Source organism: Loktanella fryxellensis, from assembly GCF_900110065.1.
GTDB classification, from domain to species: Bacteria; Pseudomonadota; Alphaproteobacteria; order Rhodobacterales; family Rhodobacteraceae; genus Loktanella; species Loktanella fryxellensis.
The window spans coordinates 1-23952 of the sequence record NZ_FOCI01000004.1 but is presented as its reverse complement, the minus strand read 5'-3'; the positions used below and the strand labels follow the sequence as shown (position 1 = coordinate 23952).

Sequence of the window (23952 nt, the reverse complement as noted above, 5' to 3'; positions counted from 1 at the left end):
ACGGCAACGGCGCGGTCGTTGCGTCTTGACATGCGCGCCGCGCTGCGGACCCACCGCGAGGATCGCGTCCTGCACCTGTTGGCGCGCAGGCAATTGCAGGATGCGCGAGTGACGCCCGGGGTGGAGGCTGCGACCGTCGATCCCGATATCGCGACGGACATCGCCGGGGACATCCTTGCGACCGCGCACGCACCGCGCATCAGCGATTCTCACCAACCGATTGCGACAATCGGGTTGACGCTGTCCATGACCCCCGACGACCTGCCGGTCGTCTTTCGCTCGACCCGTGTCGATACTGATCAATGGGACACGGCCCCGGCCGCGCGCGCCGAGAAGGCGCTGTTGGCGCTTACGCGTTTGCCGGACGTCCAGCCCCGGCTCATCTGGGTTCTGCAGCAGTGCGGCATAGCCGACTTGTCCGATCTGGCTGCCGCAGACCTGGTGCATCTCGAAGGCAGACTGGGCCTGTTCGCCGTCCTGCTGCCCCTTGCCGATTGGCAGGACGTGGCGAGGCGGTGTGTCCATCTGCCTCTTTAGCAGGCAATTCGTGCCATCCGACACACGGCATGACGTATTCGTGACGCAAAACAGGGCTGTCGTTTGGCGACGGGACGCAGGCGCGGGCTAACATTGTTTCAGCAAATCATGCCGAGGCATGGCGTCCCGCGTTCATCCAAGAGGCCTATCGATGTCGATCTTCAAGCAATGTCTTCTGGGGATCGGCATTCTTGCTGCGGCCTTCGTGGCGTGGATCCAGCTCGTGCCGACCGCCCGCACGACGCTGGACGGCATGGGACTTGGCCGGCTGGCAGCCATGGCGCCGGATCCTGCTGCAAACGCCACGCCGGATGCGGCACCCGGGGGCGGCAGGCCGGGCGGTGGAAGTGCGACAGTGGTGGCAATGCCGGTCACCATGGGTGCGATCGACAATTCGGTCATGGCGCTGGGCGATGCACAGGCCATCCGGTCCGTGACCGTCCGGTCGGAGGCCGCAGGCCTGATCCAGACCCTGAGCGTCACCGACGGCAGCCGCGTATCGGCGGGAGACGTTCTGGTGTCGCTGGACGATGCGGCACAACAGATCGCCCTGCAGCAGGCACAGGCCACGTTGAACGACGCGCAGGCGGAACTCGACAGGCAAACGCAGCTTCGCCAAAGCGGGGCAGCGGCAGCTGTCACGCTGCAAGCGGCCGAACTGGAACTTCAAACGGCTGCGCTGGCCGTCGAGCAGGCGGAATATAACCTCGAACAACGCACCATCACGTCGCCGATCTCTGGGCGCATGGGATTGCTGGAGGTCGAGGCGGGCGCACGGATCGCGGCGCAGGATCCGATCGGCGTCATCACGGATCAGTCCGAAATCCTGATCGATTTCCGCGTCCCCGAGCGTGCGGTGGGCCAGATGACCGTGGGGGCGCCAATCACGGTGATGCCGCTTGCCGTGACCGATGTCACCATCGCCGGCGAAATTCGTGCGGTCGACAACATCGTCGATCTGGCAAGCCGGACGCTGCGCGTGCAGGGCGTGGTGCCCAACGACGACAATCTGCTGCGCGCGGGCATGTCGGCCACCGTCACCGTCGCCTTCGACGGTGACGAATTTCCGACGATCGATCCGCTGGCGCTGCAGTGGTCGAACGAAGGCTCCTACGTCTGGGTGGCGGTGGACGGTCAGGCCAAGCGGGTGCCGGTGGTGATCCGCGAGCGCAATGCCGACAGCATCCTGGTCGAGGGTGATCTGGCGGATGGCGATCTCGTCATCACGGAGGGTCTTGCGACCCTGCAGGACGGCGATGCCGTGGTGTTGGCCCCGAATGATGACGCGCAGGCTTCGGTCGCGCCGGCACCCAGCCTGTGACACGCGAGGATGATGCCTCACGGAAAGGCCGTGCCATGACCCAGACTGCGCCGGATACCGATCAGACCTTGCCGACGCCCGGTGGCATCGCCCTGTTCGTGCGACGCCCGATCCTGGCCTTCGTCTTCAGCGCGCTGATCATCATCGCGGGCCTCGCGGGCTTGCTGGGGGTCGAAGTGCGCGAGTTGCCGAACGTGGATCGCCCGGTCATCACCGTGCGCACCAATTTCGACGGCGCGTCGCCGGAAACCGTTGATCAGGAACTGACCAACCAGATCGAAGGTGCCGTGGGCCGGGTCTCCGGCATCTCCAAGATCGCCTCCGCATCGGAATTCGGCAGCAGCCGCGTGACGCTGGAGTTCGGCGATGGCGTCGATCTGGACGTGGCCGCCAGCGATGCCCGCGATGCGATCGCCCGCATCGCGAACAGCCTGCCAGAGGGTGCGGACGAGCCAAGCATCGTCAAGGCCGACGCCAACGCACAGCCGATCATCCGCCTTGCCATTACCTCGGCCACCCGGTCGCCACAGGATCTGACGGCGATTGTGCAGGATCAGGTGGAGGATCGCATCATCTCGATCGGCGGCGTGGCCGATCTGCAGATCTACGGTGAACGCACCCCGATCTTTCGCGTCGATATCGACACGGCGGCACTGGCCAGTCGGGGTCTGACGCTGGCCGACATGCGCGATGCGCTGTCCGACGTGTCCTTCGACGTGCCTGCCGGCGATCTGAGCGGCACACGGCAGAGCGTCAACGTGCGCACCACTGCGACCGTCAACACGCCGGAGGCCTTCGGCGATCTGGAACTGGCCGACAACGTGTTCATCCGCGACGTGGCGACGGTCACGCTGGGCCCCGCACCCGGCGAGACGGTGTTGCGCGCCAACGGCCAGACGGGTCTGGGGCTGGGCATCATCCGGCAGGCGACCAGCAACACGCTCGACATTTCGCGCGATGTGCGGGCCGTCGTGGCGGATCTGGACGCGGTGCTGCCAGACGATGTGAGCATCTTTGTCACGTCGGACGATGCCGTCTTCATCGAAGGCGCGATCCGCGAGGTGATCCTGTCGCTGCTGCTGGCCACCGCCATCGTCGTGGTCGTCATCTTCGTGTTCCTGCGCGATTGGCGCGCCACGTTGATACCCGCCCTGACCCTGCCGGTGTCCTTGATCGGCACGCTGGCGGCAATCTATCTGATCGGTTTCTCGGTCAACATCCTGACGCTGCTGGCCCTCGTCCTTGCGACCGGCATGGTGGTCGACGACGCGATCGTGGTGCTGGAAAACATCGTGCGCCGCAGATCGCAGGGCATGGGCGCACGGGCCGCCGCAGTGCTGGGCACGCAGGAGGTATTCTTTGCGGTCGTCACCACGACGGCGGTGCTGGCCGCCGTGTTCATCCCGCTGTCCTTCCTGCCGGGTCAGGCTGGCGGGTTGTTCCGCGAGTTCGGCTTCACGCTGGCCATTTCGGTCATGCTGTCGTCGGTCGTGGCGCTGACGCTGTGCCCGGTGCTGGCCAGCCGGTTGCTGACGCGCGACACGCAGGGCGTCGTGCAGCGGGGGCCGCTGGTCTGGCTCGGCGCGCGTCTGGAGGATCTCTATGCCGCCACGCTGCGCGGCGCGCTGGCGGCACCGCTGGTCGTGATCCTCGTCGCCGGATTGTTCGCAGCGGCTGCGGTCGTGGCATCCGCAAGCATTCGGTCAGAACTGACCCCGCAAGAGGATCGGTCCGTCGCACTGCTGCGCATCTCTGTGCCGCAGGGGGTGTCGGTCGACTACACCAACACCAAGATGCTGGAGATCGAGGGCCTTCTGGACCCTTTGCGGGAAAGCGGCGAGATCACGTCGGTCTTCGCGATCAGCGGTCTGGGCGGCAACGGCGGCTTCATGGTGCTGAGCCTCGCGGGCTGGGAGGAGCGAGAGCGCAATCAGGCCGAGATCGTGACCGAGATCAACGGCAAGCTGCGGGGCATCGTGGGCGTCCGTGCCTTTGCGGTCCAGCCGAATTCGCTGGGCATCCGGGGCGGCGGCCAAGGGCTGAACTTCGCCATCACCGGCGGCAGCTACGAGCAGTTGGGCGAAGTGCAGGCCGCGATGGCCGAACGGATGCGGCAGGTGCCCGAACTTGGCGATATCGAGGTCGGCTACGAGACGACGCAACCGCAGCTTTTCATCGACATCGACCGCAGGCGCGCCGCCGATCTGGGCATCGACATCAGCGGCCTCGGCCCGGCGCTGCAGGCAGTGCTGAAAGGCGCGCCTGTGGGGTCGGTCTTCATCGACGACACCAGCTATGACATCGAGATGCTGTCGACCCTCAACCCCGTGGACGACCCGGGCGATCTGGAGAACATCTTCATCCAGACCGGCGAAGGGCAGATGGTGCCGATGTCCACCTTCGTCACGCTGGAGGAACGGGCCATCGCACCCGAGTTGAAGCGCGAGGAACAGAACCGCGCCGTCGACATCAGCGCGTCGCTGACCGACGACATCTCGTTGGGCGACGCACTGACGATGGTGGAGGAGATGGCCGACGAGGTGTTCGAGGAGCAGAACACGCTGATCCCGCTGGCCGAGGCAGCGACGCTGGACGAGACGGCGAACGGCCTGATCATCACCTTCGGCTTCGCCCTGCTGATCGTGTTCCTCGTGCTGGCGGCGCAGTTCGAAAGCTTTGTGTCGGCCATCGTGGTCATGGCGACCGTACCGCTTGGCGTGGCCTGCGCCATGTTCGCGCTGCTGCTGTCGGGGCAAAGTCTGAACGTATACAGCCAGATCGGATTGGTGATGCTGGTCGGGATCATGGCCAAGAACGGCATCCTGATCGTCGAATTCGCAAACCAGTTGCGCGACAAGGGACAGGATGTGCGCAGCGCGATCATGGATGCGTCAACGATCCGGCTGCGGCCAGTAATGATGACGATGGTGTCCACGGTGCTGGGGGGTGTGCCGCTGATCCTGTCGTCCGGTGCGGGTGCCGAAGCGCGGGAGGCGCTGGGTTGGGTCATCGTGGGCGGCCTGGGCCTGGCCACGATTTCGACCCTCTATCTGACGCCGGTGGCCTATCTGCTGCTTGCGGGTTTCAGCAAGCCGAGGGTCGAGGAAGAAGCCCGCCTGAAGCGCGAATTGCGCGACGCCCAGTCGCTGGGCGTCTGAGCCGGCGCAAGCGGCGCCGTCAGCCACCCAGCGACGTGCGTCCCGCCGGTGCAGCGGACGTGCGGGACGACCCGAACCCCCCCGTAGCGTTGACGCTGGCACGCGTCATGGGTGCCGCCGCGGCGGGCGCTGCACGGAAACTGTCCGGCGACAGGCGCGTGGTGCCGCGGTTGCCGTTCAGCACCGTCGATCCGCCCGCCGTCGCATAGCGCCCGGTGTTGTCGCGATACAGCGGCTGGGTCGCCGCCCGGTTGCCGTTCAGCATGTTGCCGATCAGATAGCCCGCCATCAGCGGCATGAAGATCGACCCGCCGCCGCCGCCGGTGCCTTCCTGTGCCACGCATCCGCCGCCATGCTGTTCCTCGCACAGGGCCTGATCGTCATAGCGCGGGGCGGAGCGTTCGTATTCCACCAGCGCCTCCTGAAACGTGGCGTCGCAATCGGCCGCCGAAAACAGGACCGTTCCGGATGCCGCCGCCTGTTGACAGGCTTGCAGATCCGGAAAGGCGCTGGCCTCGACCTCTTCGTCCTGACAGGCGGACAGGGCAAAGGCGGCAGCCCCCAGCAGAACGGCTGGCATGACCCGCGACCGTTTCGTGCGGCGGATCGGTGTCGTGACGGATGCGGTCATGGCTGGCTCCTGCGATGTGGCGTGCGTGACAGATAGGGTCTGTCAGTCGGTGATGTAATGGGGTTTGAAGCGGCTCAGATCCTGCGTGATGCGCGAAGGGTCCTCACGCAGGCCCATGCCCACGCAGGTCTCGCCCACGATCCATGCGCCGATCACCGGACGGAATGCGTCGAAGACGGGCATTTCCGCATAGGCCTGTACGACCTGCGGGTGCGCGTCGTATTCGGTGTTGTCGGAAGCTTCCAGCACCGCGCCGCCCTGGCGGATGGTGACGCCTGCGCCTTCGCGCCCGAACACCGGTTTCGTCACGGTGCCGCGCGACAGCGCATCGGCGGCGCGGGTCACGGCGGGCGATCCCGCCGCTACTTCGTCGGCAAAGAACGCGGGCAGCAGGTTGGGATGGCCCTCATACATCCGCCACAGCACGGGCAGCAGACCCTTGTTCGACACGACGGCCTTCCACGCGGGCTCCAGATAGGTGCACTGCGCCGATCCCAGATGCGGGGCGAAGTTGTCGCGCAACAGGTCTTCCCACGGATAGAGCTTGAACAGGTGCCCGATGATCCGCTTGTCGGCATCGGCGAACTGGCCGCGGTCGGTCAGGCCGATCTGCGACAGATCGACGAAATGCGCGCCAAGGTCGGCAGCGCGGGCGGCATAGGCCATCATCTCGACGGTGGCGTAATCCTCGACGTTGCTCTCGAACGCGGTGAAGTGGATGTCCGTGTTCGGTGCGAACAGCGCGCGGAATCGCGCGGTCAGCGCCTCGTGGATGCCGTTGAACTGGTCCGATCCGGCGGGCAGGGCGCCGCTTTCGATCATGTCCTCCAGCCAGGTCCACTGGAATGCGGCGCTCTCGAACAATGCGGTGGGGGTGTCGGCGTTGTATTCGATCATCCGTGCCGGCCCTGTGCCGTCGTAGATCAGATCGAACCGGCCATAAAGCTCCGGCTGGCCGGTCTTCCACGACTGCGCGACCAAATCCCAGTGGGCGCGGGGGATCGCCAGACGCTCCATCAGTTCCTCGTCGTCCACGATTCGGGCCGCAGCCTCGCGGCACATGGCGTGCAGTTCGGTCGCCGGGTCCTCGATGTCGGTCTCGACCTGCGCGAGCGTAAAGGCGTAGGCCGTCTCTTCGTCCCAATAGGGCTCGCCATACATCGTGTGGAACGTGAAACCTGCCGCTTCGGCCTTGGCAGGCAGGTCGGGACGGGCGCCTGTCGCGATGCGCTGCATGGGTCTGGCCTTTGCGTGTCATGGGTGTCGCGACAGACCTAGCCGGGATCGCCGCCGCCGGAAACCCGGGTTGGTTCAGCATTGCGTCAGCGCGTGCTGCAGATCCGCCACGTGGGCGGGTAGGTCGGCGAAATCGTCGAACGCCACGACATGTGCAAGGTCCGCCACCGGCGACTTGCGATAGCCGCGCGTGAACAGGGCAAAGGGGACCTGCGCCGCATGGGACGTCTGCGCATCGACCTCGCTGTCGCCGACATAGACCAGCCGGGCGGCGGGCAGGGCGGCAAAGGCGGCGTGCAGCGGGGCGGGATCGGGCTTGCGCACGGGCAGGCTGTCGCCACCGATCACGGCGGCAAAGAACCGCGACAGGTCGAGTGCGTCGAGGATCGCATGGGTGGCCGCGACGGGCTTGTTCGTGCACAGGCCCAGCGGATGGCCTGCGGCCTGCAGCCGCGTCAGCGCCGCCACGACACCCGGATAGGGGCGGGTCAGGGCGACGGGGTGCGCCGCGTACTGCGTCATCATCGCGGCCAGCATGCGCGGCTGTTCGCCCGCATCGATGCCGTGGTGCGCCCGCACCAGCCCGACCAGATGCGGCAGCCCGTGCCCGATGAAGGACACGACCGTGGGCATGTCCAGCGGGGCTGCGCCGATCCCCGCCAGCATGCGGTTCACCGCCGCGTGGATGTCGGGTGCGCTGTCGATCAGCGTCCCGTCGAGGTCGAAGACGATCCCGCCGGGCCGCGCGTCATGCACCGGCATGTTGCACCGCATCGCGGATCGCGCGGATGTTGGCGCCATAGACGTGTGGTGCGTCGACCGACCCGCCACGGAACACGGCAGAGCCTGCGACCAGCACATCCGCCCCTGCCGCCACGACCAGCGGTGCCGTGACCGGATCGACGCCGCCGTCGATCTGGATGTGGACCGGGCGGTCGCCGATCATGGCGCGCAGGGACCGCACCTTGGCGGTCATGTCGATGAACGACTGCCCGCCGAAACCGGGGTTCACGGTCATCACGCAGACCAGATCGACCATGTCGATCAGGTGGGCTGCCGCCTCGGCAGGCGTGCCGGGGTTCAGGGCGACGCCGGCCTTCATCCCCGCCGCACGGATCGCCTGCACCGTGCGGTGGATGTGGGGGCCCGCCTCGACATGCGCGGTCAGGATGTCGGCGCCCGCGTCTGCATAGGCGGTGATGAACGGATCGACCGGCGCGATCATCAGGTGCACGTCCATCACCGTCCTGACATGGCGGCGGAACGCCTTGACCGCCGGCGGACCGAAGGTGAGGTTCGGCACGAAATGCCCGTCCATCACATCCACATGGACCCAGTCCGCGCCCTGATCCTCGATCGCGCGGATCTCGCGGCCGAAGTCGGCGAAGTCGGCGGACAGGATCGACGGTGCGATCAGGATCTGGCGTGTCGGGGTCATGGGGCGGTCCTTGCGTGTCAGGGGGCTGGCACACGTGGTGATAGCCTGCGCGGCTGCGTCCTGCTATGCCAAACGCGCAGGGTGTGCGGCGCCGGGTGGGCGACGGCGTGCCGCGCCCTAGCTTTTGCGCAAAGGCCCGCTGGGGTGGGCCGCCACCGCCGCGCGACGCGGCCCCTTGAGAGAGATCATGATGACATCGCTTCAGACCGTGCCGGGGATCGGCCCCGCGCTGTCCCGCACCTTCACCTCTCATGGCATCGCGACGGTCGCCGATCTGGCCGGTGCGTCGCCCGACATGCTGGCGGCTATCCCGCGGGTCAGCCCCGCGCGGATGCAGGCAATGCAGTCGGCGGCGCAGGCGCTCGCGGACGGGTCCGGTGGCCGATCCGCCTCCGACGTGCCGCTGTCTGACGCGATCCCGGCCGCCGCCGCACCCGTCGCAGCCAAGACCCTGACCGCCGCCACCGCCGACGCGGTCGAGGATGACGCCCGCATCGCCAAGCGCCCGGGCAGCGGCAAGTCAGAGGCGTATGATAGGCCCGCCAAGGCGAAGGCAACGAAGGCCGCTCAGAAGCCGAAGTCGGAAAAGGCCAGGTCGGAAAAGTCCAAGCCACAGCAGGCATCTGCGAAGAAGGACGGCAAGACGCCCAACAAGGATGTCGACCCGGCGAAAAAGGCCAAGTCGGCGAAGACCGACAAGAAGGACGGATCGTCCAAGGCAAAGGCCGATCCGAAGTCCGGCAAAGGCAAGAAGGCCACGTCGATCAAGGCCGCTGGCAAGGCCGCTGGCAAGGCCAAGGCCGCTGAAAAGGCCAAGCCCAAAGCGAAGGCCAAACCCAAGCCCAAGTCGAAATCCGGCAAGTCCTGACCCTGGACGCGCCGATCTCGTCCCCGGTCAGTCGACGACGGCCTTGACGCGCCGGATCATGCGGCGCGGGACGGACGGCCTGACCTTGCGCTCGATCTCGTCGAACAGCAGGCCCGCCACGTTCCGGCCCGTGGCACCTTCGATCCCCTCGAACCCCGGCGAGGAGTTCACCTCCAGCACCTGCGGGCCATCGTGCGCGCGCAGCAAATCGACGCCTGCCAACCCAAGCTGAAAGGCCCGCGCGGCGCGGATTGCCGTGTCCCGTTCGGCCTTGCTGATGCGCACGGGCTCCGCGCTGCCGCCTTGATGCAGGTTCGAGCGGAACTCGCCCGCCTCGGCCCGGCGCAGCATGGTGGCGACCACGCGGCCACCGATCACGAGGCAGCGGATATCCTCGCCCGCCGCCTCCTTGACGAAATGCTGCACGAGGAAATTGGCCTTGAGCCCGCGAAAGGCGGAAATCACCGACTGGGCCGCGCGGCGCGTCTCGGCCAGCACGACGCCCTTGCCCTGCGTGCTTTCCAGCAGCTTGACCACGAGGGGTGCGTTGCCGACCAGCGCGATCAGGTTGTCGGTATCCTTGGGCGATGCGGCAAAGGCCGTGGCGGGCATCCCGATCCGGCTGCGCGACAGGATTTGGTGGGCGTGGAGTTTGTCCCGGCTGGCGACGATGCCGTCGGCGCCGTTCACGCAATACGTGCCCTGCGCCTCGAACTGGCGGATCAAGGCGGCACCATAGGCGGTGACCGAGGTGCCGATGCGCGGAATGACCGCGTCATAGCGCGGCAGACGTGCCCCGTCGTAATGGATCTCGGGCTGCAGGCGGTTGATGAGCATGTAGCAACGCGTCGTGTCGATCACCTCGACGACATGGCCGCGTGCAGCCCCCTCGGCCACGATGCGGCGGGTGGAATAGGCCCCCCCTTCGCGCGACAGGACGGCGATGCGCAGGGTGCGGGCGGGGGCGGTGCCCGGGGCCGTGGGCGCATGATAGGCGGAATAGTCGCGCGGCGTCTGGCAGCAGCTTTCGCCGGGAACGATCACCATGTCGTCGGTCAGCGCCTGACGGCCCAGCAACATGCGATAGGCCATGCTGCCGCGGTCGGTCAGCGTCACCTCGATCGGCCATGTGCGGTCGCCAAGGGCAATGTCGGTCCCGATGACATAGCGCCACTCCGTCTCGCCGTTGGACGACGTGACCTCGCGTCGGTCGCGCACGGCGGCGGAACAGGCGATGGTGATATCCTCGCGCCCCGGAATCGGATGCACCGAAAAGCGGACATGCGGCGCCTGCGCCGGGCCGAACGGTTCGATGTCGAAGGCATGCAGCGCCGAGGTGCGCGCGCCCGTGTCGATCTTGGCCTTCAGGGCCGGCAGGCCAAGGCCGGGCAGGGCGACCCACTCTTCCCATCCCAGCCTGAACGGCGGGGCCGGTTCCACATGGTCTGACACCGGATGCTCCTTTGGTCTTGTCTGACGGGCCGCGCCGGGCTGGGGCCGGGCAAGGCGCCGCAGCGCAGACCGGATTAACGCGCCAGTGTCAATTATTTGCGACGCCTCGCGTGGCGTCAGCGGGCGCATGCGCGGCCATGCCCATGCATCCGCGCGGACCTCTGGCGGATCGGACCCTGTCCGGGCTTGTCAAAGCCGAAAAACATGACATCTGCATAGAGCACATGCGACGGATCGCATGCTGTCGGTTGCATACGATCACGACGGAGACCGCGCCCATGCCGGAGACGACGACGCCTGTTGCAACCGAACGTTTGCAGACAGGAACCCCGGGTCTGGACGACATCCTGAACGGCGGTCCGACGCCGGAACGTCTGTATCTGGTCGAAGGCACGCCGGGCGCAGGCAAGACGACACTGGCGCTGCGGTTCCTGCTGGTCGGGCGCGATGCGGGCGACCGCGGTCTCTATTTCACGCTGTCCCAAACCGAGAGCGAATTGCGCGCCGTGGCCCAGACGCACGACTGGTCGCTGGACGGGATCACCCTGCGCGAGATGGTGGGCGAGGATGCCTGTGGCGCGGCGCATGATCAGACGCTGCTGCACACCAGCGAGCTGGAGCCGGGCAAGACGGTGCGCGGCATCATCGAACTGGTCGAGCGGACCGAACCGACGCGGATCGTCGTGGACAGCCTGTCCGAATTGCGTCTTCTGGCGCAGAACCCCCTGCGCTACCGCCGTCAGATCGTTGCGCTGAAACACTTCTTTGCGCGCAGGCGCTGCACCGTGCTGCTGCTGGACGACCGCACGTCCGACGTCGACGACCTGCAGCTGCATGCGATCGCGCATGGCGTGATCTGTCTGGAACAGCTGTCCAACGATTTCGGGGCAGAGCGGCGGCGGCTGCGCGTGGTCAGGAAGCGCGGCATGACGTATCGCCGCGGCTTTCACGATTTCACCATCGCGACCGGTGGTATGCGCGTCTATCCGCGTCTGGTCTCGGCAGAGCAGGCCACCACCTGCGATGCGACGCCGGTGACGACGGGCCTGGCGGGGCTGGATGCGTTGTTGCTGGGCGACGGCCTGTATCCGGGAACCAACGCGCTGCAGGCGGGGCCTGCTGGCATCGGCAGGGCCACGACGGCGGTCCGTTGCATGATCGCGGCCCTCGACCGGGAGCAGCGGGCGGCGTGTTTCCTGTTCGACGAACGGCGCACCACCCTCAAGATGCGCTGCCGGGCGCTGGGCATTGACCTGCAACCCTACATCGACGACGGGCGGCTGACGATCCGCCAGATCGACCCCACGGAACTGTCGCCGGGCGAGCTCTCCAACGCGGTCCGCGTCAGCGTGGAGGAGGGTGGCACGCAGATCGTCGTGCTGGACAGTCTGAACGCCTGTCTGCATGCGATGCCGGGCGACACCTTCCTCGTGTTGCAGATGCACGCACTGCTCGGCTATCTGGCGCAGAGGGGTGTCGTGTCGCTGCTGATCCTCGGTCAGCACGGCGCCACCGGTGACCTGCGGTCCGACGTGGACATCAGCTATCTTGCGGATCCTGTGCTGCTGCTGCGGTTCTGCGCGGCGGCGGGCGCGGTGCGCAAATCCATCGCCGTCGTCAAGACGCGCACATCGGATCATGAACGCACCATCCGGGCGCTGTCGCCCGACCACGACGGTCTGCGGATCGGCGCGCCGATCCGCAGCTTTACCGGGCGGCTGTCTGGCACGCCGGTGTTTCAGCAGCAGACCGTGGCACATCAGGCGGGCGGGCCGTCGTGAGCCTGCTGGCGGATACCGCCATGGCGGCTGCATCGGTGACCGCGCAGCAGGTCACCATCCTCGCTCCGCGCGGTCGCGATGCGGATGTGGCCCGCGAAGTGCTGGAGGTCGAAGGGATCGACACCCGCGTCGTCGGCAGCCTGGCCGAACTGGCCGGCACCGTGATCGACAGTCTGGGCATCGTGCTGGCCACCGAAGAGGCGTTGATGGGCGACGGGCGCGACGCCCTCGACGCCGCATTGGCGGCGCAGCCCGCATGGTCGGATGTGCCGTTCGTCGTCCTGTCGAACGGATCGGTCAGCGGTTGGTCGTTCACCGCAGGACAGGGGATCGAGCGGTTGAACAACGCGGTGCTGCTGTCGCGTCCGCTGCATTCGCAGGAACTGCTGCGCGCGGTCCGCTCTGCCCTGACCGCGCGCTTGCGCCAGCACGTGGCGCGCGATCAGCTGGAGGCGCTGCACCTGCGCGAGCGCCAGTTGCGCGAGAGCGAGGCCAAGTTCCACGCCATCGCCGACAGCGTCGATCAGATGATCTGGTCCACGCTGCCGGACGGCTATCACGACTATTACAACCGGCGCTGGTACGAATTCACCGGCATGCCGGAGGGATCGACCGACGGTGCCGCATGGAACGGGATGTTCCATCCCGACGATCAGGATCAGGCTTGGGCGGTGTGGACGGAATGTCTGCGGACCGGCGACACCTACGAGATCGAATACCGTCTACGGCACCACACCGGCGTCTATCGCTGGGTGCTGGGCCGTGCGCAGCCCGTGCGTGGCGAGGATGGGACCATCATGCGCTGGTATGGCACCTGCACCGACATCCATCACGAAGTGTTGGCGCGGCAGGCCACGCTGACCGACATCACCCGCCAGCGGGACGTGGTCTGGGACATGGCCATCGACCTGATCGCCGTGGTGAACCGCGATGCCACGCTGGTCAACGTCAATGCCGCATGGACCCGCATCCTCGAACTGACACCGGCAGAGGTACTGGGGCGGTCCTTCCTCGACTGGGTGCATCCCGATGACGTGGACCGGACGGTGGAAAAGTTCATCTCGGTGTTCCAGTCGCCGCTGATCGACCCCTACGAATTCCGGTTCCGGCACCGGGATGGCAGCTATCGCTGGTTCGCGTGGACCGCCTCGGCGCATGGCGGGCAGGTGTATGCGATCGGCCGCGACGTGACCGATCGTCTGGAACGGGCGCGGACGCTGGCCGAGACCGAAGCCGCCCTGCGCCAAAGCCAGAAGCTCGAGATGATCGGTCAGCTGACGGGGGGCGTGGCGCACGATTTCAACAATCTGCTGATGGCGACCCGTGCCAGTCTGGATCTGTTGCGACGCCACCTGCACGATGCCGATGATCGCAGCATGGCGCTGATCGCCAATGCGACCAAGGCCGTCGAACGCGGAGCGGCACTGACACAGCGGATGCTGGCCTTCGCGCGCAAGCAGGATCTGCACGCGGTGGCGGTGGACATGGCGACGGCGATCCCCGACATGCGTGACCTGCTGGTCCGTGCCATCGGGCCAGAGGTCGAAATCGCGATGACCGTGGCCCCCGACCTGCCCCATGCGGACGTGGACCTGAACCAGTTCGAGATGGCGCTGCTGAACCTTGCCGTGAACGCCCGCGACGCGATGGACGGGGCCGGCCAGTTGCAGATCGACGTCGATGCAGTCGAAGGCGACGGCGTCGCCGAGCTGAAGCCCGGCACCTATCTGCGCGTGGCGGTGACCGACGACGGCTGCGGCATGGATGCAGCGACGCTGGCGCAGGCGACGGAGCCGTTCTTTACCACCAAGGGTGTCGGCAAGGGCACGGGGCTGGGCCTGTCGATGATCCACGGGCTGGCCAAGCAGTCCGGTGGCACGTTCACCCTGTCCAGCGAAGTCGGTGGAGGGACCACGGCGCTGCTTTATCTTCCGGCCGCGACGGCCGAGACGCAGCTTGTCACCGAGGTGAGCGCACCCGCCCCGGCGCCCGCCCCCACCGCCAGCGAACGCCGGACGCTCGTCATCCTTGCGGTGGACGACGACGTGCTGGTGTCGATGGGCACGGTCGGCCTGCTGGAGGATCTGGGCCACGAGGTCATCGCCGCCTATTCCGGTGCCGAGGGGCTGGCCCGGCTGGCCGAGCGGGCCGACATCGACCTGATCCTGACCGATCAGGCGATGCCCAAGATGACCGGCGTGGAAATGGCCTGCCAGATCCGCCTGACGCGCCCCGACATCCCCATCATCCTTGCCACCGGCTACGCGGACATGCCGGACGGGGCTGCGGGTCTGATCACCGAACGGCTGGAAAAGCCGTTCTCGGATGCGGCGCTGGAACGGCTGCTCGACCGCTTCATGGTGTGACGCCCGGCACCGCCGGGGACCGCACCGCCGCAGCCGTGGCGGTGTCCGTTATGGCCGGTATGTGGATGCGCACCGTCGTGCCATAGGGCGTGCTGCGCAGATCGAGGCCGCCGCCCAACCCGTCTGCCAGGCCATAGACCATCGACAGGCCCAGCCCGGTGCCTTTGCCCACTGGCTTGGTGGTGAAGAACGGCTCGATCACCTGAGCCGTGATGTCGGCCGGAATGCCGGTGCCCGTATCGGTGACGTCGTAGACCACATAGACGCCCGGGGGCAGAACCTTTGGCCCTGCGACCCGCAGGGGTGTCGCAAGGTGCGCCACCTCGACCGACAGCCGGATGCGTCCGTTGGCGGGGGTCGCATCGACGGCGTTCACGATCAGGTTCAGCAGCGCGGAGGTCAGATGGTTCACGTCGGCCCGGATCTGCACCGGACCGGGCAGGGGCCGCATGGTCAGCGTGATGCGCCGCGGGATCAGGTGATCGGTCAGCGACCGCAACCCGTGCAGCGGCGCATTCGCATCGGTCAGCAACAGGGTCTGCGGCGACTGGCGGGCAAAGATCGTGATCTGGCTGACGATGCCGGCGCCGCGTTGGCTGGCCATGTGGGCGGCGGCCACCACCTCGTCGCGTTCCGCCGGGTCCGACAGGACTTCGTACAGCTGCAGGTTGCCGGAGATGGCGGTGAGGATGTTGTTGAAGTCATGGGCGATTCCGCCCGCCAGCCTGCCGATCGCCGAGATCTTTTCCGCCTGTGACGCGCGGGCGTTCGCCCGGTCGCGGTCCAGTCGCCGGTCGCGCGCCGCCAGCATGGATTGCGCGAAATACAGCAGCAGCGCCAGCCAGCTGCCAAAGATGCCCAACCGCATCAGCGGGTCCGTCATCTGCGGCCACAGGGCGACGTAGGCCACCGCAAGGACGGCACCGAAGATCGCGATGTTGCCGATAGTGACGAAGCGTGACGCGTCGGATCGCTGCAAAAGATGCACCAGTTGCGCCCCGATCAGACCAGCCCCGAACAGCCACAGGTCGCGGTCCGGCTGCACGACGGTCCAGACCGGCAGCCACACGAAGGTCAGCGTGTTCACGAGGACCGTCGCCTCTGCCAGACGGCACTGACGTTCGGTCACCACGGCACCCAGCGTGCGGACATAGGCGACCGATGCGGCGAAGGAGGTCAGATAGAGCACGGGCCAGATCACCGCATGGATGCTTTCGGTGCGCAGCCAGATCAGCGCGGCGGCCAGCGGGATACCCACCATGCGGACCACCACGTCCATGATGGCCCCCTGTTCCAGCCGGATCAGCCGGTCGATGTCGGGACGGTGGTTCAGCGGTCCGGATGGACCGGGCATGATCCTGTATGGCATGTCACGCGACTACATCCTGTCAAAGGTCAACGGAACGGCGCAAGGGCCGACGCCACAGACAGGACCATCGCCTGCCGCTGCACCGCAGGCGTGATCGTGACGAAAACCCGCGACAACGCAAGCTTTTCCGGTCCGTCGCCGTCAGGCCCGCGTCATCATGTGGCGGGTAAGGGCCGCCGTATCGACCTGCCGCAGGCCCAGCTTGCTGCGCCGCCACAGCACGTCATCCGCGGTGCGGGCGAATTCGTGGCGCATCAGCCAGTCCACCTCGGCCCCGGTCAGGGTCGCACCGAAATCCGGACCCAGATCGGCGGGACTGGTGGCCGTCCCCAGGATCAGACGTGCCTCGGTGCCATAGGCGCGGATCAGGCGGCGCGCCCAGCGATCGGTCAGGAACGGATAGTCGGCCCGCAGGTCAGCGATCAGCCGGTCCACGTCGCCCACCGGAAAATCGCCGCCGGGCAGGGCCACCCCAGCCGTCCACGCCCCCTGCCGCAGGGGCAGCCGCTGGCCGATCTTCTCCAGCGCGCCTTCCGCCAGACGGCGATAGGTCGTGATCTTACCGCCGAAGACATGCAGTGCGGGCGCGCCAGCGCTGTCGTCCAGCTTGAGCGTATAGTCGCGGGTCGCGGCGGTGGCGGATCCGCCCCCCGCGTCATAGAGCGGGCGGACGCCGGAATAGCTCCAGACCACGTCGTCGGCCGTGACGGGCGTGCGCAGATAGGCGTTCACGAAATCCAGCATGTAGGCCTGTTCCGCAGGCGTGCAGACCGGTGGCGTATCCACGTCGGCATGCTCCTGATCGGTCGTCCCGATCAGGGTGAAATCCGTCTCGTAGGGGATGGCGAACATGATCCGCCCGTCGGCGCCCTGAAAGAAATAGCATTTGTCGTGGTCGAACAGGCGGCGGGTGACGATATGGCTGCCACGCACCAGCCGCACGTCGTCGGCGCTGTTCGATCCGATCCGGGTGCGCAGGATCTGACCGACCCACGGCCCGCCCGCGTTCACGATCATCCGGGCGCGGATGGTCCGGGTGTTGCCGGTCTGCGCATCCTCGACCGTCACCGCCCAGATGCCGTCCGTCGCATGGGCCTGCGTCACGCGCGTCCGGGTCAGCACCTGCGCGCCCCGCTGCACCGCGTCGCGTGCGTTCAGGGCGACCAGTCGCGAATCCTCGATCCAGCAGTCGCTGTACTCAAAAGCCTTGTGGATGCCGGTGCGCAGGGCCGCCCCCTCTGGCCCTGTCGTCAGGTCCAGCGTCGTCGTGCCGGGCAGGATCTGCCGCCCGCCCAGCGTGTCGTACATCAGCAGACCTGCGCGGATCAGCCAGTCGGGCCGCCGCCCGCGCAGCCACGGCATGACCGTGCCCAGCAGTTTCGCCACCGGGCTGTCGCCCTCGAACCGCATCCCGGGGTGCAAGGGGAGCACGAAGCGCAGGGGCCAGCTGATGTGCGGCATGGCGCGCAGCAGCGTCTCACGCTCGATCAACGCTTCGCGGACCAGACGGATTTCCAGATATTCGAGATACCGCAGACCGCCGTGGAACAGCTTGGTCGACGCCGAGGATGTCGCCTGCGCCAGATCCGACATTTCAACCAGCGTCACGGTCAGCCCGCGCCCCGCCGCGTCCCGGGCGATGCCGCAGCCGTTGATGCCGCCGCCGATGACCAGAAGGTCGCGGATGTCGTCGTTGTCCAAGATGATGTGCCTTTTGTTTGCGGGCGCACCATGCCGCCGGGGTGCCGGAATGGAAACCCGGCACCATGTCGCGGCCCTTACGCGACCAGCACGACAAGGCCTGCGGGCGGCATGCTGATCGTGACCGGTGCGCCCACATCCGGTGGCGGCGTGCTAGCCCGGTTGAAGGTGTCGAGGGTCAGGCTGTCGCCGCCCAGATCCGCCGTCACGCGGATGATCGCGCCCAGGAACTGCACGTCGCTGATCCGCGCCCGCAGCACCACGTCACCGGGTTCACCGATGCCCAGCGTGGCCGTTTCGGGCCGCATCGCCAGCGTCACGGTGGTGCCAGCGGCGGCATCGACAGGGCGGTGCAGCGCGATGGGGGTGTCGCCCAGCGTGACGGTGCCTGTGGCCGGATCGGTCACGACCGCCTGAAACGTGTTCAGCGTGCCGACGAAGCCTGCGACAAAGCGGGTCGCCGGGGTATTGTAGATCTCGAACGGGGTGCCGATCTGGTCGGCGCGCCCGCCGTTCATCACGACGACGCGGTCGGACATGGACAGCGCCTCCTCCTGATCGTGGGTGACGAAGATCGTGGTGATGCCCAGCCGCTGCTGGATCGCGCGGATCTCGCGCCGCAGGCTGGCGCGGATCTTGGCGTCCAGCGCCGACAGCGGCTCGTCCAGCAGCAGCACCTTGGGCCGCACGGCCAGCGCGCGGGCGAGCGCCACGCGCTGCTGTTGCCCGCCCGAGAGTTGGTAAGGATACCGACCACCCAGATCGGGCAGGCCGATCAGGGCCAGCATCTCGTCCACGCGGGTCTGCGTCTCTGCCCGTGCGACGCCCGCCACCTTGAGGCCGAAGGCGACGTTCTGCGCCACGGTCAGGTTGGGGAACAGGGCATAGGCTTGGAACACCATGCCGATGTTGCGCTGGTTCGGGCGCAGGTGGGTCATGTCCTGCCCGTCGATGCGGATCGCGCCGGAGGAGGGTGTTTCGAACCCGGCCACCATGCGCAGCACGGTGGTCTTGCCGCAGCCCGAGGGGCCGAGCAGGGATACGAATTCGCCCTGCGCGATGCTCAGGTCGAAGTCCTTGACGACATGGTTGGGGCCGAACGACTTGTTCAGCTGCGACAGGTCGAGGAATGCCATGGGCTCAGGCCCCCTTGTGTTTGGACAGGCGGGCGATGGTGCCGATCAGGCCCATGCAGACCCATGTGATGGCGAATGCGATCACCGCGAGGGCGGCGGGTTCATAAGCGCGGTTCGCCCCCAGCACCTGCATGTAGGGACCGAAGGCGGGCCGGTCGAGCAGGGCCGCCATGGTGAATTCCCCGATCACGATGGCCAGCGTCAGGAACGCACCGGACAGCACCGCACCCAGCACGTTGGGCAGGATCACCGTCGCCATGATCCGCAGCCACCCCGCGCCCAGCGATTGCGCCGCCTCGGTCAGGGTGGCCACATCGACGGTGCGCAGTCCCGTGTCGACCGCCCGGTACATGTAGGGCAGGGCGAGGGTGGCATAGCCGAACATCAGCAGGATGTTGGTCCCTGTCACGCTGCCCGTCAGCGGCAGCCAGCCCGACGTGTTGTAGAGGCGGATATACCCGAACACGATGACGATGGCGGGAATGACCAGCGGCAACAGGGTGATGAACTCCACCACCGGGCGCAGGCGCGGCATCTTGAGCTGGACCCAGACGGCGGTCGGCACGACCAGCAGCACGCCGAACACGATCGTCACCAGCGCCATGGCCAGCGAGAACAGGAACGTCGCCTGAAACCGCGGGTCCGCAAGCACCACGCGGTAGGCGTCGAGGGAATACGCGTCGCGCCGCATCGACAGCGAAAACTCTGCCATGCCGATCATCGGCAGCGCGAAATAGAGGCAGCCCAGCAGAATGGCCGTCCAGGCAAGAAACTTGGTCATTTCAGCCACCGTTCGGCGCGGAACCGCAGCACGATATAGATCGCATTGGCCAGCCCGGTGATGACGATCATTCCGAACGCCAAGGCATAGCCGAGGTTCGGATTGCCCAGCACGTCGCCCCTGATCTGCGCATAGAGCAGGATCGGCGCGATGTTCAGCGACGGCCCCGTCAGCGCGATGGCCGTGGCGACCGCACCGAAGGCGTTGGCGAACAGCAGCGCCATGGTGCCGAGGATCGCCGGAAACAGGATCGGCAGGGCGACCATGCGCCAGTATTGCGCGCCCGTGGCGCCAAGGATCGCCGCCGCCTCGCGCCACTCGCGCTTCAGCCCCTCCAGCGCGGGGGTGATGATGAGGATCATCAGCGGGATCTGGAAGAACAGATAGGTGACGATCAGCCCCCACGTCGACAGCAGGTTCCAGCCATAGGCGCGCAGGTTGATCCCGAACTCTGTCCGCAGATAGGCGGTGATCAGGCCCGCAGGGCCGATGGTCGCGATAAAGGCGAAGGCCAGCGGCACACCCGCGAAGTTGGAGGCGACGCCGGAAAAGGTCAGCAGCGGTCCTTTGATCCGGCGGGTGACACCGCCCAGCACCATCGCCGCCGCCATGGCGAAGCCGATCAGGCAGCCCAGCAGCGCGGACAGGAAGCTGACCTTGATCGACACCCAATAGGCGGACCGGATCGTAGGCGTGTTCAAATCGAGGATGTTCTGGATCGTGAATTCACCATCGGTGCCACGAAAGGCACCGATCACGATGTGCAGCGTCGGCAGGATCAGGAACAGCCCGGTGAACAGCACGAAAGGCGCAAGGCCGATCCAGCGTCCGGCAAGGCCCGCGATGGCGGAAGGGCGGGGGGATGCGGTCATGCAGCGCGGATCATGGTGGGGGCCTTCTTGCACGGATGCGCCCCCCGGACCGGGTCCGGGGGGCGCTTTGGGACGGTCTGACAGGCTTACTGGACGTTCGCGCCCACGACGCTGTCCCAACCTGCGACGACGGCGGCGTTGTTGGCGTTCACCTGATCCAGCGTCGGGAACACGGCGGCTTCATAGGCCTCTGCCGGGGGCAGCGCCTCCAGCAGTTCGGCGGGGACGGCATCGTTGGCGACCAGATCGTTGAAGCGGATCGGGTGGCAGTAACCGGCCAGCCAGCCCAGCTGCCCTTCGTCGGAATAGAGGTATTCCATCCACAGCTTGGCTGCGTTCGGGTTCGGGGCATAGGCGCTGATCGCCTGCACATACACACCCGCCAGCACCGCATCCGACGGCACCACGACCTCGACCGGCGGGTTGCCCGCCAGCGTGTCGCGCGACGACAGGGCGTTGTAGTCCCATTCGATCACGATGGGCGTCGTGCCCTGTGCCAGCGTTCCGGCCTTGCCGATCACGGGGACGAAGTTGCCCGCGGCATTCAGCTCCGCGAAATACTCCAGCCCGGCCTGTGCGGCGGCTTCGCCCGGTTCGGCACCGCGCGCCATGCCTGCGGCCATGACCGCCAGGATCGCCTGGTTCGAGGCGCGGGGATCACCGGCCAGCGCCACCATGCCAGCGTATTCCGGCTTCAGCAGATCGGCAAAGCTGGTCGGCACGTTTTCCACCAGATCGGTGTTCACCAGAAACGACATCACGCCATAATAGTCGCCGTACCAGTGACCCTCGGCATCCTTGGCGTCTGCGGGAATCGTGTCCCAGGTGCTGACCTGATAGGGCTGTAGCAGCCCTTCTTCCTGTGCGGCGGGGCCGAAGGACAGGCCCACGTCCAGCACGTCTGGTGCCTGCGGGCCGGTGTTGCCCTTGTTGGCACGCACGGCTTCCAGCTCGTCGGCAGAGCCCGCGTCAGGGTTCAGTTCGTTCACCTCGATGTCGGGATACTTGGCCTTGAAGCCTGCGATCACTTCGCCGTAGCCGCACCAGTCGTGGGGCAGGGCGATGGTGGACAGGCGGCCTTCGGCGTTCGCGGCGGCGATCAGCTCGTCCGATTGGGCCTGTGCGATGGGTGCCACGGTCATGGCGACGAGGCTGACACTGGCCAGCAGGGTGGTGCGGGAATTCATGGGATGCTCCGGGATCATGGTTGCGGTGGGACGTTGGCGGCAGCAGGTAGTCCCGCCACATGACATTCGTGTGACGAACGTTAACGGCGCGCGATCAAACCGCAAGAGTTTTGCGGTCCGACTGCGACGGGGCTGCACCTTGCCCTCTGGCTGCGCAGGGCGGATAGTGTGCCGGACTTCGGCCCCGGCGTGGGGCGGCACAGCAGGGGACATACGCGATGGCCAAGGATCTGATCGGCATGGGACCTGACCTCGGTCCCTTCGACTGGGCGGATGCCCTGCTGCTCGAACAGCAACTGTCCGAGGACGAGCGCATGCTGCGCGACGCCGCCCGCGACTTTGCGCAGTCCGTGCTGCAACCCCGCGTGACGCAGGCCTACCGCGACGAGGCGGCGGCCCCCGACCTGTTCCCCCTGATGGGCGAGGCGGGTCTGCTGGGCTGCACCATCCCCGAGGAATACGGCGGCCTCGGCGCATCCTACGTCACCTACGGCCTGATCGCGCGAGAGGTCGAGCGCGTCGATTCGGGGTATCGGTCGATGATGTCGGTGCAGTCGTCGCTCGTGATGTATCCCATCCACGCCTACGGGTCAGAGGAGCAGCGCCGCAAATACCTGCCCGGTCTGGTCAGCGGTACGCTCATCGGCTGCTTCGGTCTGACCGAACCGGATGCGGGCTCCGACCCTGCGGGCATGAAGACCGTGGCGAAGAGGACCGCCGACGGTTACGTGCTGAACGGGTCCAAGATGTGGATCTCCAACGCGCCGTTCGCCGATGTCTTCGTGGTCTGGGCCAAGTCAGAGGCGCATGACGGCAAGATCCGCGGCTTCGTCCTCGACAAGGGCACGCCGGGGCTGTCCGCGCCCAAGATCGGCGGCAAGCTGTCGTTGCGCGCCTCCACCACCGGCGAGATCGTGATGAAGGACGTGGCGGTGGGCGAGGATGCCCTGCTGCCCGGCGTGCAGGGGTTGAAGGGCCCCTTCGGCTGCCTGAACCGTGCCCGCTATGGCATCGCCTGGGGCACCATGGGTGCGGCGGAGTTCTGTTTCCACGCAGCAAGGCAATACGGTCTGGACCGCAAGCAGTTCGGCAAGCCGCTGGCGCAGACGCAGCTCTATCAGAAAAAGCTGGCCGACATGCAGACCGAGATCACGCTGGGCCTGCAGGCCGCGCTGCAGGTGGGCCGCCTGATGGATGCAGGCCACGCCGCCCCCGAGATGATCAGCCTGATCAAGCGCAACAATTGCGGCAAGGCGCTGGAGATTGCCCGCCACAGCCGCGACATGCACGGCGGCAACGGCATCTCGGACGAGTTCCACATCATGCGCCACATGATCAACCTCGAGACGGTGAACACCTACGAGGGGACGCACGACGTGCATGCCCTGATCCTCGGGCGGGCGATCACGGGACTGCAGGCGTTTTTTTAAAGGGGCCGGGGGGCAAATAGTAACTCGGAAAAATCCGCTGTGAGAAAACGATTTTGCGCCGCAATCACGCTGACGACAGATGCCAAGAATTGCTCAAAACACTATCTTTTTTCGTAAATTCACAATGATTATGCCATCTATTTTAATTTTAAACGATGGAGGCTAGTGTAAGGAAATACTGTCGAATGATGAAGCCCGATCAGTATAAGGTACAGATTGTTGAGGTGCTTTTCCAACGTCTCAAAGAAATGCCCAACGACCTTCCAAGTGCTTTTAGCCTCATATGGGCAATTGATGTGTATGCCGTTCACGTTGCTTGCCACGTAGAGAAGCCTGAAACATCTTTTAAAGATTCCATTTGCGACGGCGGAGGATGGCAGTTCAGAATTTTACGTGAAGCAAGTAACGCAACCAAACATGCGATCCGTCGAGGTAATCAGACAGACGTTGACGCAAGTGACAAAGTCAAGACATCTCCTTATCTGTTAGGTTGGGCTGCATGGTGCGCGGGGTCAAGATATCTTGGACAGCAGATTTGTATTGATGTTGTTTGGAAGAAACCTCGGCTTAATTCCACCAGTTGGATTGACATTAAGGGACTCTGTTGCGCAAATCAGCTGACGGACGGTTTTCCCCTTACCCCAGACGGATTTATGCCACTGCCTTTGTGACGGGGATGCCAAGGGCG

At 66.3% G+C, this 23952-nt stretch carries 19 protein-coding genes; 8 read left to right on the top strand and 11 right to left on the bottom strand.

Annotated features, from left to right (window positions below; all coding sequences use genetic code 11):
- Positions 1-30 precede the first annotated feature (30 nt).
- The 3 genes from BMX16_RS04395 to BMX16_RS04385 all read left to right on the top strand — a co-directional run bounded on the left by BMX16_RS04395 (position 31) and on the right by BMX16_RS04385 (position 5016).
- Positions 31-537, top strand: coding sequence for a hypothetical protein (locus BMX16_RS04395; protein ID WP_143057992.1), 507 nt, complete (start codon positions 31-33; stop codon positions 535-537).
- 151 nt (positions 538-688) lie between these two features.
- Positions 689-1858 carry an efflux RND transporter periplasmic adaptor subunit gene (locus BMX16_RS04390; RefSeq protein ID WP_177174565.1) on the top strand — a complete coding sequence of 390 codons (1170 nt, stop codon included), beginning with the start codon at positions 689-691 and terminating at the stop codon, positions 1856-1858.
- A 35-nt stretch (positions 1859-1893) separates the two neighbouring features.
- Complete coding sequence (locus tag BMX16_RS04385; protein WP_089899311.1) at positions 1894-5016, top strand: efflux RND transporter permease subunit; 3123 nt, start codon at positions 1894-1896, stop codon at positions 5014-5016.
- 19 nt (positions 5017-5035) lie between these two features.
- On the opposite strand, the gene BMX16_RS04380 is transcribed toward BMX16_RS04385, so the two are convergent.
- The 4 genes from BMX16_RS04380 to rpe all read right to left on the bottom strand — a co-directional run bounded on the left by BMX16_RS04380 (position 5036) and on the right by rpe (position 8321).
- The gene (locus BMX16_RS04380) at positions 5036-5647 is read right to left on the bottom strand and encodes a DUF1190 domain-containing protein (RefSeq protein WP_089899308.1); all 612 of its coding nucleotides are present in this window, start codon (positions 5645-5647) and stop codon (positions 5036-5038) included.
- A 42-nt stretch (positions 5648-5689) separates the two neighbouring features.
- Positions 5690-6883, bottom strand: coding sequence for a glutathionylspermidine synthase family protein (locus BMX16_RS04375; RefSeq protein ID WP_089899305.1), 1194 nt, complete (start codon positions 6881-6883; stop codon positions 5690-5692).
- A 75-nt stretch (positions 6884-6958) separates the two neighbouring features.
- Positions 6959-7645 (bottom strand): phosphoglycolate phosphatase, encoded by a 687-nt coding sequence (gene gph / locus BMX16_RS04370; RefSeq protein ID WP_089899302.1) that lies wholly within the window; start codon positions 7643-7645, stop codon positions 6959-6961.
- On the bottom strand, positions 7632-8321 hold the full coding sequence (gene rpe, locus BMX16_RS04365; RefSeq protein WP_089899297.1) for a ribulose-phosphate 3-epimerase: 690 nt from the start codon (positions 8319-8321) through the stop codon (positions 7632-7634). Before rpe ends, gph begins: the two co-directional genes overlap by 14 nt.
- A 187-nt stretch (positions 8322-8508) precedes the next feature.
- Here rpe and BMX16_RS04360 point away from each other — a divergent pair, with 187 nt between their 5' ends.
- Entirely contained in the window at positions 8509-9189 is a 681-nt protein-coding gene (locus BMX16_RS04360; protein ID WP_089899294.1) for a helix-hairpin-helix domain-containing protein, read from the top strand.
- 27 nt (positions 9190-9216) lie between these two features.
- Here the strand turns inward: BMX16_RS04360 and rimK are convergent, their stop codons facing one another.
- Entirely contained in the window at positions 9217-10641 is a 1425-nt protein-coding gene (gene rimK / locus BMX16_RS04355) for a 30S ribosomal protein S6--L-glutamate ligase (protein WP_245731318.1), read from the bottom strand.
- 278 nt (positions 10642-10919) lie between these two features.
- Here rimK and BMX16_RS04350 point away from each other — a divergent pair, with 278 nt between their 5' ends.
- Together BMX16_RS04350 and BMX16_RS04345 are read left to right on the top strand one after the other, a co-directional pair.
- The gene (locus tag BMX16_RS04350; protein ID WP_089899695.1) at positions 10920-12422 is read left to right on the top strand and encodes an ATPase domain-containing protein; all 1503 of its coding nucleotides are present in this window, start codon (positions 10920-10922) and stop codon (positions 12420-12422) included.
- Positions 12419-14788 carry a hybrid sensor histidine kinase/response regulator gene (locus tag BMX16_RS04345; protein WP_245731316.1) on the top strand — a complete coding sequence of 790 codons (2370 nt, stop codon included), beginning with the start codon at positions 12419-12421 and terminating at the stop codon, positions 14786-14788. The genes BMX16_RS04350 and BMX16_RS04345 overlap by 4 nt, the downstream gene beginning before the upstream one ends.
- Here the strand turns inward: BMX16_RS04345 and BMX16_RS04340 are convergent.
- The 6 genes from BMX16_RS04340 to BMX16_RS04315 all read right to left on the bottom strand — a co-directional run bounded on the left by BMX16_RS04340 (position 14778) and on the right by BMX16_RS04315 (position 21789).
- The gene (locus BMX16_RS04340; protein WP_089899288.1) at positions 14778-16157 is read right to left on the bottom strand and encodes a sensor histidine kinase; all 1380 of its coding nucleotides are present in this window, start codon (positions 16155-16157) and stop codon (positions 14778-14780) included. The genes BMX16_RS04345 and BMX16_RS04340 overlap by 11 nt on opposite strands.
- Before the next feature lie 141 nt (positions 16158-16298).
- On the bottom strand, positions 16299-17861 hold the full coding sequence (gene glpD / locus BMX16_RS04335) for a glycerol-3-phosphate dehydrogenase (RefSeq protein ID WP_089899285.1): 1563 nt from the start codon (positions 17859-17861) through the stop codon (positions 16299-16301).
- A 74-nt stretch (positions 17862-17935) separates the two neighbouring features.
- The gene (locus BMX16_RS04330) at positions 17936-18994 is read right to left on the bottom strand and encodes an ABC transporter ATP-binding protein (protein ID WP_089899280.1); all 1059 of its coding nucleotides are present in this window, start codon (positions 18992-18994) and stop codon (positions 17936-17938) included.
- Between the two features lie 4 nt (positions 18995-18998).
- Positions 18999-19775, bottom strand: a complete 777-nt coding sequence (locus BMX16_RS04325) for an ABC transporter permease (RefSeq protein WP_089899277.1) — start codon at positions 19773-19775, stop codon at positions 18999-19001.
- On the bottom strand, positions 19772-20647 hold the full coding sequence (locus BMX16_RS04320; protein WP_089899274.1) for an ABC transporter permease: 876 nt from the start codon (positions 20645-20647) through the stop codon (positions 19772-19774). The genes BMX16_RS04325 and BMX16_RS04320 overlap by 4 nt, the downstream gene beginning before the upstream one ends.
- 86 nt (positions 20648-20733) lie before the next feature.
- Positions 20734-21789, bottom strand: a complete 1056-nt coding sequence (locus tag BMX16_RS04315; RefSeq protein ID WP_245731346.1) for an ABC transporter substrate-binding protein — start codon at positions 21787-21789, stop codon at positions 20734-20736.
- Positions 21790-22052: 263 nt separating this feature from the next.
- Here BMX16_RS04315 and BMX16_RS04310 point away from each other — a divergent pair, with 263 nt between their 5' ends.
- Positions 22053-23264: an acyl-CoA dehydrogenase gene (locus BMX16_RS04310; RefSeq protein ID WP_089899267.1), complete on the top strand. Its 1212-nt coding sequence runs from the start codon at positions 22053-22055 to the stop codon at positions 23262-23264.
- A 185-nt stretch (positions 23265-23449) separates the two neighbouring features.
- Positions 23450-23935, top strand: a complete 486-nt coding sequence (locus tag BMX16_RS17295; RefSeq protein ID WP_143057991.1) for a hypothetical protein — start codon at positions 23450-23452, stop codon at positions 23933-23935.
- The last annotated feature ends 17 nt before the right edge of the window (positions 23936-23952 follow it).